Origin of the sequence: Anaerocolumna sp. AGMB13025, from assembly GCF_029689925.1 — a bacterium.
Taxonomy (GTDB): Bacteria; Bacillota; Clostridia; order Lachnospirales; family Lachnospiraceae; genus Anaerocolumna.
Window position 1 is genome coordinate 1,207,595 of record NZ_CP121445.1, and the last position, 12,454, is coordinate 1,220,048.

11 protein-coding genes are annotated in these 12,454 nt (G+C 39.2%); 6 read left to right on the plus strand and 5 right to left on the minus strand.

The genetic code is table 11. The features are described 5' to 3' along the window. The first annotated feature begins 26 nt into the window (after window positions 1-26). The 4 genes from QA584_RS05075 to QA584_RS05090 all read left to right on the plus strand — a co-directional run bounded on the left by QA584_RS05075 (window position 27) and on the right by QA584_RS05090 (window position 3,812). Window positions 27-1,598: an ammonium transporter gene (locus tag QA584_RS05075; RefSeq protein WP_278273421.1), complete on the plus strand. Its 1,572-nt coding sequence runs from the start codon at window positions 27-29 to the stop codon at window positions 1,596-1,598. A gap of 124 nt (window positions 1,599-1,722) precedes the next feature. Beyond that, entirely contained in the window at window positions 1,723-2,061 is a 339-nt protein-coding gene (locus QA584_RS05080; RefSeq protein WP_278273422.1) for a P-II family nitrogen regulator, read from the plus strand. A 411-nt stretch (window positions 2,062-2,472) separates the two neighbouring features. Further along, window positions 2,473-3,255: a lytic transglycosylase domain-containing protein gene (locus tag QA584_RS05085; RefSeq protein WP_278273423.1), complete on the plus strand. Its 783-nt coding sequence runs from the start codon at window positions 2,473-2,475 to the stop codon at window positions 3,253-3,255. 65 nt (window positions 3,256-3,320) lie between these two features. Continuing rightward, the gene (locus QA584_RS05090; protein WP_278275111.1) at window positions 3,321-3,812 is read left to right on the plus strand and encodes an HD domain-containing protein; all 492 of its coding nucleotides are present in this window, start codon (window positions 3,321-3,323) and stop codon (window positions 3,810-3,812) included. A 227-nt stretch (window positions 3,813-4,039) separates the two neighbouring features. On the opposite strand, the gene QA584_RS05095 is transcribed toward QA584_RS05090, so the two are convergent. The 4 genes from QA584_RS05095 to QA584_RS05110 form a co-directional block, all read right to left on the minus strand. Next, complete coding sequence (locus QA584_RS05095) at window positions 4,040-4,738, minus strand: amino acid ABC transporter permease (protein WP_278273424.1); 699 nt, start codon at window positions 4,736-4,738, stop codon at window positions 4,040-4,042. Between the two features lie 77 nt (window positions 4,739-4,815). Next, complete coding sequence (locus QA584_RS05100) at window positions 4,816-5,736, minus strand: substrate-binding periplasmic protein (RefSeq protein ID WP_278273425.1); 921 nt, start codon at window positions 5,734-5,736, stop codon at window positions 4,816-4,818. Between the two features lie 161 nt (window positions 5,737-5,897). Continuing rightward, on the minus strand, window positions 5,898-6,644 hold the full coding sequence (locus QA584_RS05105; protein ID WP_331487842.1) for an amino acid ABC transporter ATP-binding protein: 747 nt from the start codon (window positions 6,642-6,644) through the stop codon (window positions 5,898-5,900). 428 nt (window positions 6,645-7,072) lie between these two features. Next, the gene (locus tag QA584_RS05110) at window positions 7,073-8,251 is read right to left on the minus strand and encodes a PucR family transcriptional regulator (protein WP_278273426.1); all 1,179 of its coding nucleotides are present in this window, start codon (window positions 8,249-8,251) and stop codon (window positions 7,073-7,075) included. Window positions 8,252-8,564: 313 nt separating this feature from the next. On the opposite strand from QA584_RS05110, the gene QA584_RS05115 reads away from it, so the two are divergent. Beyond that, on the plus strand, window positions 8,565-9,680 hold the full coding sequence (locus QA584_RS05115; protein ID WP_278273427.1) for a 4-hydroxybutyrate dehydrogenase: 1,116 nt from the start codon (window positions 8,565-8,567) through the stop codon (window positions 9,678-9,680). A gap of 35 nt (window positions 9,681-9,715) precedes the next feature. After that, complete coding sequence (locus tag QA584_RS05120) at window positions 9,716-11,074, plus strand: aspartate aminotransferase family protein (protein ID WP_278273428.1); 1,359 nt, start codon at window positions 9,716-9,718, stop codon at window positions 11,072-11,074. 30 nt (window positions 11,075-11,104) lie between these two features. Here the strand turns inward: QA584_RS05120 and QA584_RS05125 are convergent, their stop codons facing one another. After that, the gene (locus QA584_RS05125) at window positions 11,105-12,319 is read right to left on the minus strand and encodes a chloride channel protein (protein ID WP_278273429.1); all 1,215 of its coding nucleotides are present in this window, start codon (window positions 12,317-12,319) and stop codon (window positions 11,105-11,107) included. Window positions 12,320-12,454: the final 135 nt, after the last annotated feature.

Here is a 12,454-nt window from a genome sequence, read left to right on the forward strand (position 1 = left end):
TGCTAAAAATAAAGGAGGTAATTATTATGAAAAAAACAGGAACAATCATTGGCTTACTGGTAGTATTAGGAATAGCGGCAATTGCCTTGGCTTTGGCATTTTCCTCACCTGGCAGCGCTGATCCGACAGGTGCGTCCTATGTAACCCCTACCGGGTCGGAAACAATTACAGATGTAGCCACAACAGCCAACAAAGCTTATTATGGTGCTAATTTTACCTGGATTATGATAACCGGCTTTATGGTATTCTTTTTCCAGTGCGGTTTTGCTATGGTAGAAACAGGATTCTGCCGCGGTAAAAATGCAGCCCATACGATGACGATGAACTTTATGGTATTCTTAGTTGGCGCAGTAGGATATTTCCTTGTAGGTTTTGCACTTCAGTTTGGCGGCTCCGGTGGTGCGGTAGGACTTGGTACGGGAGGCGGAGCACTTAACTCCATGCTGTCCATACCCGGATTTGGTGGTATATTAGGTTATAAAGGCTTTTTATTATCTGGTGACGGGGTTTATGATCCCGGTATCTATGCCTTATTTTTCTTTCAGATGGTATTCATGGACACTACCGTTACGATTCCCACTGGTGCTGTTGCAGAAAGAGTTAAATATTCCACCGTTGTTATAACCTCATTTTTTATTTCCATGTTCCTCTATCCTCTGTTCGGAAACTGGGTATGGGGCGGCGGCTGGTTGTCAACCCTTGGTAAAAACTTTGGTTTGGGTCATGGTGTAGTAGATTTTGCAGGTTCAGCAGTTGTTCACTCTATGGGTGGTATGCTGGCGCTGGCAGGTGCTATTGTTATTGGACCAAGAATTGGTAAATTTAAAAAAGACGGGACCACAAGAGCATTTCCGGGGCATGATATCCCTATGGCCATTATAGGTACAATTATCTTATTTTTCTGCTGGTTTTCTTTTAATGCCGGTTCCACATTGAACTCTTCGGATTTCAGACTTTCTGTTGTTGCTACGAATACTATGATAGCCGGTGCAATCGGAGGCTTGGCAGCAATGTTTTATATGTGGATCAGATATGGTAAACCGGATCCTTCCATGACAGCAAATGGTGCACTGGCAGGTTTGGTTGCTATCACAGCCCCTTGTGCATTTGTGAATGCCGCCTCAGCTTTTATAATAGGGTTAATAGCAGGTATCTTGGTTTGCTTGGCAGTATCCTTTGTAGAGAACAAATTAAAGTTAGATGACCCGGTAGGTGCCATTTCAGTTCATTGTGTAAATGGTCTTTGGGGAGTTCTTTCTTTAGGTTTATTTGCCGACGGGTCCTATGGGGACGGAGTCAATGGTGTTGCAGGTGGAGTTACAGGTTTATTCTACGGGGATGCTTCCCAGTTTATAGCCCAGTTTATTGCAGTAATAGTTCTTTTTGTATGGGGATTTGGGGTATCTTACGTATTCTTTAAAGCGCTGGATAAAGTTTGGGGTTTAAGGGTTTCACCCGAAGCCGAACTTGCAGGACTTGATATACCCGAAATGGGCGTAGCCGCATATCCTGACCTTCAGTTAGTAAAATCAGAACTGGATTTTGACTCTGCTGATAATGCAGAAATCAAGCAGTTAGCAAGATTTAAGAAGGCCTAACGAGAATTAGAATAATTTGACAACAGGCTTCTTCGAGCTTATAATGAGGTTATAAATGACGAGGATACGTATCCTTTTCACGATTATTAAACATTACGGCTATATGCCGAAGGGAGGTAATTGTATGAAGAAATTGGAGATTATTATTAAACCCGAAAGGTTGGAGGATGTAAAGAAAATTCTCAATGATAATAAGGCAAATGGTTTAATGATTTCAAATATTATGGGCTATGGTAACCAGAAAGGCTACACAACGATATACAGAGGAACGGAAACAACGGTAAACCTGCTTCCGAAAGTAAAAGTGGAAACCGTGGTACCTACTGAAGTTGCGGAATTAATTGTCAATGAAGTAGTAGCACAGATTAACACCGGTAATTACGGTGATGGTAAGATATTTATTTATGATGTGGATGATGTAGTGAGAATCCGTACTGGTGAACGTGGTAAAGAAGCATTATAAAATAACTACTGCAAAAGAAATACGGCAAAAGAAATAGTGCAAAAGAAATACTGCAAAAGTAATAGTGCAAAAGAAATGCTGCCAAAGAAATAGTACAAAAGAGCTACTACAAAAGACTACAAATAATAATACAGTAAAAGAAGTACCGGAGAGTACCCTACACAGTATTTTCCTGTACTTCTCTTTGGGTTATACTAAAGTGTAAGCAGTGCTGAAACCATCTTTATTAAGTTCTGTATACATATATAGGAAATAAGCCCATGTTGATAAATACATCTTGATTTTCTCCAAAGAGTTAAGTTATAATAAGATTGGACTAAAAGTAACAAAATATTACATAGAATTACAAAAGCTGCTTTATTAACAGGAAACATTCTATCAGGAATGTTGATGTTTTCTAAGGAGAAAATTATGTCAGAAGTCAATCGAATTACGAATGTAGAGAATAAGAACGTATATAACATTAATTCAGATAAAAGAACTGCCGGCCCCAGTGCCAGTTTTTCTTCCTATTTAGGAGAAACAAAAAGTCTGGATTCCATATTTTCAGAGGCATCAGAGAAGTACAAGGTTCCCGTAAACCTGCTAAAAGCCATCGGTAAACAGGAATCAGGCTTTGACTCCAAGGCAGTTTCAAGATGTGGTGCCCAGGGAATCATGCAGCTTATGCCTGCAACGGCTGCTTCTCTTGGAGTAACGGATTCCTTTGATGCTGAGCAGAATATTATGGGTGGAGCAAAATACATCTCACAGTTACTGGATAAATATGACGGAAATTCCAGTTTAGCTCTGGCTGCATATAATGCAGGTAGCAATAATGTTGCCAAATACGGCGGAATACCACCCTTTAAAGAAACCCAGGACTATGTTAAAAAAGTACTTGGCTATATGAATCAGGGTGTGGATACCAATAATGCCGTAGTTACCACCGGCTCTTTCTCTGCTTCCGGTGCCGTAACGAATTCACCGATTAATATCCAAGAGATAAAGGACAATATTATTAATAGAAGCGATCTATTAGAGGAAAATTCCACAGACCAGGACCTGGATTCATTTTTTTCTTATGATGATTATTTAAAATTTATAGATATCTTTTTTAAGGAAGATGACAGAAAAGAACAGAAGGATTATTATACAGCCAATACAATTAATATGAACGGTCCGGTTCTGAATCTGCTAAAGATTAAGGGTTAAATGATAAGGAATTAATGTAATTGGCTATTAATATATTTTGTGAGCAGATAATCGAGGTAACAATAATGAAAAGAGTCGGAGCAGTTATAAATGCGATGATAGAGTATTATTCCGGTGATATAAAAAGAATTAACCATTTTATGAAGGTATATGGTTTTGCAAAAGCCATAGGCGAGATGGAAAATCTGGAGGAAACTACCCAGGAAATACTGGAAGTAACGGCAGCAGTACATGATATTGGTATTAAGGTAAGCGAAGAAAAATATCATAGCAGCGCCGGACATTATCAGCAGATCGAAGGTCCTGCGGTTGCAGAAAAGATGCTTACTGCGCTTGGTTATGAGAAAGAATTGATAGACCGGGTATGTTATTTAATTGCTCATCATCATACTTACAGCAATATGGATGGCTTGGATTATCAGATATTAGTGGAAGCTGATTTTCTGGTGAATCTGAATGAAGACAAGGTATCAGCAGAGGGTATTAAGAAGGTAAAAGAGAATATCTTTAAAACTAAAACAGGATTATCCTTTTTAAATAATTGTTTTGGTGAATAACTATTCTACTAGATTAGAAACCAAACTCTTTGATACCTAACCTTAGGGTTTCGTTTTGGTCTTTACTTTTATCATAATGTAAGTAAATTAATTATAATATATAAAAACTCAGGAAAAACATAGTTTATCTTTTTCCTGAGTTTATTATTTTGCATTCCGTTTTTATCACATATGAGAAAAGTTCCTTTGGTGAGATATAGACCGGTATAAAAAGCTGCACATTCCTATCATTTTAATTTCTTTTCAATCAGTTTAACTAACTGTGACATCGGAAGGCTTATGATTAAATATGCTCCGGCTAAAATCGTATAGGATTCAATTGTTAAAAAGGTCTGGGAAGCATAGGTCTGGGTTCTTAGCAGCAATTCATATACACTGATATAAGCTAGCAAAGAAGTGTCCTTAATCATCATGATCAGGTAGTTGCCGAATACCGGTACTACATTTCTCATAGCCTGGGGCAGTACGATACGGAATAAGGTCTCGGTTTTACCAAATCCCAAGGCAAGTCCTGCTTCCATCTGACCGGGGTCTATGGATTCAATGGCACCACGGATTACTTCTGATAAGTAACAACTGTAGTTAATACCTAAGGCCAGTACACCTGCAACAATAGGACTCAGCTCAAACTTAAAATCCGAACCAATTAATTGAAGAAAAATATCAACCAATAAAGGCATAACGAAGTACATATATACGATTTGTACGAGTAAAGGGGTTCCCCGGATAAACTCAATCAGTATAACCAATATGGTTTTTAAGATCTTGTGTTTGCTGATACGTCCGATTGCTATAAACAAACCCAGTATAACACCAAGCAGGAATGCGAGTAGAGTTACCTGAATTACCAAACCCAAGCCTTTTCCTAATGAAGGTATTAAATACTCGGCAGCATCTTTAAAATTCAGCCTCTTAATTATTTCCATAGTAACCTCCATGCGCATATCACCTTAAAGTGACGTTTTTTGTTTAATTTGAGCAGGTATGCTGACCACATATATGACTATTGGACGGTTTTACCCTCGTCAACTCCTACAAAGGCACTTTCATTCATTCCGTATTGTTCCAGATATTTCATTAAGGAACCGTCTTCCTTCATCTCATCCAGAACTTTATTCACTTCCGCACAGAACTCTTTATCTTCAAATCTTAAGGCGGCACCGATATTACCCTTGGAATCCGAGACATAATCCTCTGCCAGTTTCAGATCAAGACTGGAATCCTGGGTCAAGGTATAGCCGGCAATGATGGAATCGGTGACACAGGCATCTACTTTACCGGTATTAACCGCTAACATTAATTCGGACTGGGAACCCATAATAGTCAGCTCTTTAATTAATCCCTGTGATTCCCAATACTGTGCAATTTCCAGAAATGCGGTGCCCTTTTGTGCTCCGACGGTCTTATCCTTTAAGTCAGTAAGACTTTTAATGTCAGAATCGGATTTAACAAGAAGACAGTCACCTTCGGAATACCATACATTAGTAAATAATGCGATTTCCTGGCGTTCCGGTTTTATGTACATGGCATCTACCACCATATCCACGGACTTATTATTTAATTCGATTAACAGGTTTTCAAATGCCACGGTTTTCATGCGGACTTCAGGAACTCCAAGCCGCTTCATTAAGTCTTTAAAGATTTCTCCATCAACACCGGTATACTCATTGGTTTTTACATCGATGTAGGAGAGGGGAGCATCATTACTAGAGCCGATGGTTATATAACCCTGCTCCCGTAAGCGCTTTAAGGTGGGACTGACATTTTCGGAATCTGCTGTGGCGGATGTACTTGTTGCATCTGATGTAACAGAGGAGTTTGCATCCCCCGTTTTGGCCCCGACGTCTTTGGTTTCTTTGCTACAGGCTGTAAACAACATAACTAGTACTGCTAAAACTGCAAATAATCTGGTATACTTTTTCATATAGTTCCTCCTTCATTTGGGTAACATAAGTACTTTCTTAAGTTGCTCTTTATAATAAATAATAAACCAATGGAAATTTGGTTATTTTACTATCTCTGAAAGGATGAGCAGGAAACGGTTATTTAAGGAATCGCGGTGGGTCTCCGGTTACTGGCGGAGCCTTATAATACCCTGGCTAAGAAATCCCTGGTCCGTTCGTTTTGCGGATTACCAAAGATTTCTCCCGGTGGTCCTTCTTCCACGATATATCCTTTATCCATAAAAATAACACGGTCGGAAACATCTTTAGCAAAAGCCATTTCATGGGTTACGATTACCATAGTCATTCCTTCCGTTGCCAGTTCCTTCATAACCGCCAATACATCGCCGACTAATTCCGGATCCAGGGCAGAAGTCGGTTCATCAAACAGGAGCATTTCCGGCTGCATGGCCAAAGCTCTTGCGATAGCCACCCTTTGCTGCTGTCCGCCGGATAAGGTTTTTGGATAATTATTGGCCTTATCCTCAAGTCCTACTTTTTTTAAAAGATTCATGGCTATTTCGGTAGCTTCTGTTTTGCTTTTTTTATTGATCCTCATAGGAGCCATAATGATGTTTTGTAACACTGTCTTTGTGGGAAATAAATTGAATTTCTGAAATACCATGCCTACATTTTTTCGAAGAATTCTACTGTCGGTAGTTAAGTCTAACATATCTTTGTCTTTGTAATACATCTTGCCGCCGCTTGGGACTTCCAGTAAATTCATACAGCGTAAAAAGGTACTTTTCCCTGAGCCGGAAGGTCCGATTATGGTTACAACCTCTCCGCGTTTTACATGCAGGCTGATATTTTTTAGTACCTCCAACTTCCCGAAATTCTTCGACAACTGGTAAACCCGGATAATATATTCATTTGCCTTATCACTCATGCTGTAACCCTCCTTTTGAGTTGAAATGCTTTTGGCTAATACAAAATCAGTAATAAAAAAAGAGACACTATAAGCTTTTTAGTGCCCCTTTACAACAGTTTTTTTACCGATATTAAATTATTGAATTCGCCCCTGGAAATTTGTAAACGGGGGACCTTGGTACGTGATACCAAAGAGTTTTAACATAAAAAAAGGGTATTAAGACAGGAGTTAATCTTAATACACCATTGTATCGCTTCTTGATGTTGCATATATTATCATTCTTTTTTTTAGCTGTCAATCAAAATTTTTATTTTTTTATAGTTATTTTTTTACAGTTAAATAGTTGCAATTGATTTTGTTTTATTATAAAAATCAATTCTTACTTGGGAGGAAGACAACTATGTATCTTGTTGTTCGGATTTTTTTTGATACTAAATTTAGTTTATTTAGTTTTCGGAATCTTCCAGTATATCATGGATATAAAAGGCTAATTGAAACCGGAAACAGTCTTCCATGGTATCAAGATCTGAGGATAGAAGCTCCTTAATTTTTTTTATCCGGTAATTTATTGTGTTTCTGTGGGTAAAGGTTTCATCTGCTACAGCCTGTACACTTGAGTTGTGTAACAGGTATAACCGTAAGATATCAAGATAATCTGTATTGTGCTGTTTATCATAATTTTCTAAAATACTTAAGTTATCCTGATACAAGTCAGTTAATACCTGCCGGTCCTCCACGGCCAATATGACCTTGTTGATGCCGATATCATCATAGAACACGATATCATTGTTCTGTTTCTTCCCGATACGAAGCACAGCCTGTCCTCTTTTATAACTTTTACATATATTGTCCGCGCCTGTTACCAGAGGACCTACACCAATACGGATTTTGTAAAAAGCAAACTCTTTTTTAAAACCCTGACTGAGCTTTTCTGAATATTTTTGGATTTTGTCAGCCGAACTGCCGTGAAAGATAATAAAAATTTCCTGACCAAGAATTACAATGCCAAATAAAACAGTCAGGCGGTTAAGAATATTAGTAGCCAGGATCCGGAATTTTTTAAAGAGCAGATCTTTTTCCGGGAGAGGGATTTCTTTATCGGGATGGATTACTACCACACAGTAAGAACCTTTTAGTTTATAACCGATTTGTTCCAGATAAGGCTGATAGGAGTCTTTGTAACCAGGAGTCATAAACGAATTGAGAAATGCCGTGGATTCATTGAGTTCCAGTTGTTCTGCCTGAATAATACGGTTGCAGAAGTCCTGCATGATATCTACAAGATGAATCTCCCAGGGCATAACAAAGAGGGGAAAATGAATCTTATCGCAATATTCCAGTGTGTGTGGAGGAATTTCCTTGATGTAAGCACCTACATTGACAATCAGACCCACGGCTTTTTGTATGGACAGGCTCTCAATAAAGTGTTCCAGCCAGTATTCATCCTTAACCCCCAGTCCTGTAGTGATAATTAGTTCACTGCCGCGGATAAAGTCCGTTGTGGTAACATCTTCGATAAGGTGAACCCAGCTTACGGTATTTTTAAGACCTTCCCTGCCCGCAAGCAGATCCAGTTTAAATTTTTGCTTTGTGTCGGAATAGATCTCGTTTAAACTAACAGCCATACTGCTCCTTTCTGGATTTCTATCTATGTATTTAAAATCCATATCCTAGTATTTTTATTTACACAAATTCATTATAAAATATGAATTCTCGGTTGTCCAGCACAAAAATTACAATGTTTTTTATGCTCATGGACGTTGTTTGTATCATTTTTTTGTGTTACGATATTTCCCAATCAATAACTTAAACCCATAAAGATAAGGCATAGCAGGAGAAAATACCTTAGAAGTCTTTATCCAGAATAAAGATTTCTTATGGGAAGATTACCCCTTTCATTCATATCAATTGAATGCCTTTTTAGAAAACAGGAGGATTATGAAACAGTTCAGATTGAAAACCACAATTCAGCAGTATGATACTTGCAGAGAATTTTGTGATACGTTTCGCATCGGGAAAGAAGATTTAATTATAACCAGTGAACATACTTTTCAGGATTATTTTAATAATATTCCCTTAGAAGCTAAAGTGGTGTTCTTCCGAAAGTACGGTGCAGGAGAACCAAATGATGAAATGGTAGAAGCAATATATGCCGATCTCAAAGATATTTCATATAACAGAGTAATTGCCATAGGAGGTGGTACTATTCTTGACGTAGCAAAGCTGTTTGCACTAAAGAAGGTATCACCTGTTTTAGATTTATTTGACAGAAAGCTTGAGCTTTTTAAGGAGAAAGAGCTGATATTAGTGCCTACCACCTGCGGAACAGGCAGTGAAGTTACCAATATCTCGATTCTGGAACTTGTCTCCAGACACACAAAGCTTGGTCTTGCGGTCGATGAACTGTTTGCAGATTATGCGGTGTTAATCCCGGAATTACTTGAGAAACTGCCCTTTCCTTACTTTGCCACCAGTTCCATTGATGCCTTTATCCATGCGATTGAATCCTATTTGTCTCCCAAAGCGAATCCCTTTACTGAGACTTTCTCTTTAAAGGCCATGGAGATACTGATAAAAGGGTATCAGGTAATTGCTAAAAACGGTGAGGAAGCCAGAATACCTCTGATTTCAGATTTTCTTTACGCCAGTACTTATGGAGGAATTGCTTTTGGCAATGCAGGTACGGCGGCAGTCCATGCTATGAGTTATCCCTTTGGCGCGGCGTATCATGTACCTCACGGGGAATCCAATTATGCTATATTTACCGGAGTTTTTAAAACTTATCAAAGACTTCATCCCGATGGCAGGATAAAGCAGTTAAATACATTTTTAGCAGGTATATTACATTGCAGTGCAGACAGGGTTTATGAAGAATTGGAAGAGTTATTTAACCACATCGTTCCTAAGAAAGCATTGAGCCAGTATGGGGTTAGAGAGGACCAGCTGGAGGAATTCACGGCATCTGTTATGGAAAAGCAGGGACGGCTTATGGCTAATAATTATGTGGAACTGGATAAAGAGACGGTTTATGGTATATACCGTTCATTATATTAAAAATTTTTCTATGAATCGATTAGGAGGAATTCAATATGTTAAAAACTGCATTACCAAAAATAATTACCGAGACCCTGCCAGGTCCGAAAGCGAAAGAAATCATTGACAGGAGAGCAGCAGCAATTCCCGGTGCAATCCGCTGTAATTATCCCTGTGTGATTAAACGGGGAGAAGGGGCTATGTTTGAAGATGTGGATGGAAATATATTTTTAGACTGGGTAGGTGGTGTCGGTGTTTTGAATGTTGGTTACAGCCAGCCGGAATTAATAGCAGCAGTAAAAGACCAGGCAGATCATTATTTCCACGCCATGATGAATATTGTTACCCATGAAGGCTATATATCCTTGGCTGAAAAAATGAACGATATTGTGCCAGTTAAGGGTGATACCAAAAAGACGATGTTTGTAAACAGTGGTGCAGAAGCAGATGAAAATGCAGTTAAAATTGCAAAGGCTTATACCAAACGGCCTAATATTATCGTATTTTCCGGAGCTTTTCATGGCAGAACCACCCTTACCATGACAATGACTGCCAAGAAAGCTTACGCCAGGGGAATGGGACCCTTCCCAGACGGTATATACCGTGCAGAATTTCCTTACCTGTACAGAAAACCAGAGGGATTTACCGATGAAGAAGCAGTTCAGTATTATATCGGCAGATTAAACAGTGTATTCGAAGACTGTTCTCCAGCAGATTATGTGGCTGCTATTGTAGTAGAACCGGTACAGGGAGAAGGTGGTTTCGTACCTGCACCTATTGAATGGGTTAAGGCAGTCCGTAAAATCTGTGATGAAAAGGGGATTCTCTTAATTGCAGATGAAGTTCAGTGTGGTTTTGGCCGTTCCGGTAAGTTGTTTGTCTCAAACTACTGGGAGGAGGAAGGCTGTGCACCGGATATAATTACTACAGCAAAATCCATAGCAGGCGGCGTGCCTTTGTCTGCGGTTACGGCAAGAGCCGAGATTATGGATGCGGTTACTCCGGGAACCATTGGAGGAACCTACAGCGGTAATGCCCTGGCTTGTGCCTCTGCTCTTAAGGTAATAGAAATTATTGAAAGGGATAAACTGTGTGACCGTGCGCTTGCAATTTCAGAAAAATGCAAAGAAAGATTTGGAGGTTTTAAAGAAAAGTATCCGGTAATCGGAGATATCCGCGGAATTGGCGTAATGCTTGGCATCGAATTTATTAAGGATGCAAAGACCAGAGAACCCAATAAGGAACTTGTGGCAGGACTGGTACAAGAATGTGTAAAGAACGGCTTAATTATTGAAAGTGCTGGAACTTATGATAATGTTATACGTTTCTTAAGCCCGCTGGTGGTTACAGACGAGCAGTTGGAAGCAGGATTTGATATTTTAGAAAAAGCTATCATTAAGCTGACGACCATATAATTAATAGGCAAACCCTCAAAAAGCCTTAGTCTAGTACATGGATTTCTGGGCAGCATAGATTGTTTTGTTTCCGTTGAATACATAGGCAAATGCGGTAACCACAAAAAAGTAGGGAAGATAGGAAAAACCAAATACTTCAACTCCAATAAAGATAGGAGCCAGCATAGTATTGGTGGCACTTCCAAATACGGCGGTATATCCAAGAGCTGCGGCTAAGGCGGTGGGCAGACCCAATAAACTGCCTAAAAATGCGCCAAGGCCCGATCCGATGGCAAACAAAGGGGTCACTTCCCCGCCCTGAAATCCTGCAGCTAAAGTCAATATGGTAAAAATAAATTTTAATATCCAGTCATAAGGATATATGGTGTCTCCTCCAAAGACCCCCCCAATCAGGTTCGTACCAAGACCGCTGTACCTTCCATGATGAATAAACATCAGACTTATACTTAACAAACATCCGATTATAAATATTTTAAGTATAGGATTTTTAAAGAGCTTATTTAAGAATGCTTTTACCTTTGCTAAGGTATGAGCAAACAGACCTCCGGTAACTCCAAAAAGGACGCCGATCATAATTACTTTGATAAGGAAGGAAAAGGATACCTCAAGGGGACCTGTTTTGTCTGATAAGTTAACACTGAATTTTTCAAGACCTAAGTAATGTGAAGTGTAACTTGCCGTAAAGGCGGCAATTACACAGGGAAACAGCGCACTGTATTCCAAGGCGCCGGCTACCATTACTTCCATTGCAAAGAAAACAGCTGCTAACGGAGTTTGAAACAAACCGGAAAATCCAGCGGCCATACCGGTTACCACCAGGATTTTGTGGTGGTCTTCCAGTTTCATATGTTTCCCGAGGTTATGGGCGAAGGTTCCGCCGATTTGTACCGCAACGCCTTCTCTACCGGCACTTCCGCCAAATAAATGAGTCAGCCAGGTGCTGACCATAATAAAAGGAATCAAACGTTTTGGTATAGTTTCTTCTTTATTAAAGCCTGCACTGAAAATCAGGTTCATGCCTTTGATAATGTCTTTGCCATATCTGGTATATACATAAGTAATAAATACACCTATAATAGGAAGAAACGGCAGCAGTTTATATACATTCTGTTCTCTGAACGCAGTAATTGTCAGTAACACTCTTCCAAACAGCGCATCGATAGCGCCTACAGTAAGTCCTATCATAACACCCAATAAACCAAGCAGAACAATGTCTTTATAATTTGCATATATTCTTTTAAGCATTCCTCTTCCTCCGTAATTTATTAGGTTTATCAGCAGCGAAAATCAAAACATATGTAAAGTATACAGTAATCCTGATGGATAGAAAGGATTTTCTGTACTTTGAGATTATACACCTTATAATAAAATATTAAAAGT

Excerpts from the sequence above, each read along its gene's own strand:
- QA584_RS05075 (WP_278273421.1), top strand. The coding sequence starts at position 27 with ATGAAAAAAACAGGAACAATCATTGGCTTACTGGTAGTATTAGGAATA.
- QA584_RS05080 (WP_278273422.1), top strand. The coding sequence starts at position 1,723 with ATGAAGAAATTGGAGATTATTATTAAACCCGAAAGGTTGGAGGATGTA.
- QA584_RS05085 (WP_278273423.1), top strand. The coding sequence starts at position 2,473 with ATGTCAGAAGTCAATCGAATTACGAATGTAGAGAATAAGAACGTATAT.
- QA584_RS05090 (WP_278275111.1), top strand. The coding sequence starts at position 3,321 with ATGAAAAGAGTCGGAGCAGTTATAAATGCGATGATAGAGTATTATTCC.
- QA584_RS05095 (WP_278273424.1), bottom strand. The coding sequence starts at position 4,738 with ATGGAAATAATTAAGAGGCTGAATTTTAAAGATGCTGCCGAGTATTTA.
- QA584_RS05100 (WP_278273425.1), bottom strand. The coding sequence starts at position 5,736 with ATGAAAAAGTATACCAGATTATTTGCAGTTTTAGCAGTACTAGTTATG.
- QA584_RS05105 (WP_331487842.1), bottom strand. The coding sequence starts at position 6,644 with ATGAGTGATAAGGCAAATGAATATATTATCCGGGTTTACCAGTTGTCG.
- QA584_RS05110 (WP_278273426.1), bottom strand. The coding sequence starts at position 8,251 with ATGGCTGTTAGTTTAAACGAGATCTATTCCGACACAAAGCAAAAATTT.
- QA584_RS05115 (WP_278273427.1), top strand. The coding sequence starts at position 8,565 with ATGAAACAGTTCAGATTGAAAACCACAATTCAGCAGTATGATACTTGC.
- QA584_RS05120 (WP_278273428.1), top strand. The coding sequence starts at position 9,716 with ATGTTAAAAACTGCATTACCAAAAATAATTACCGAGACCCTGCCAGGT.
- QA584_RS05125 (WP_278273429.1), bottom strand. The coding sequence starts at position 12,319 with ATGCTTAAAAGAATATATGCAAATTATAAAGACATTGTTCTGCTTGGT.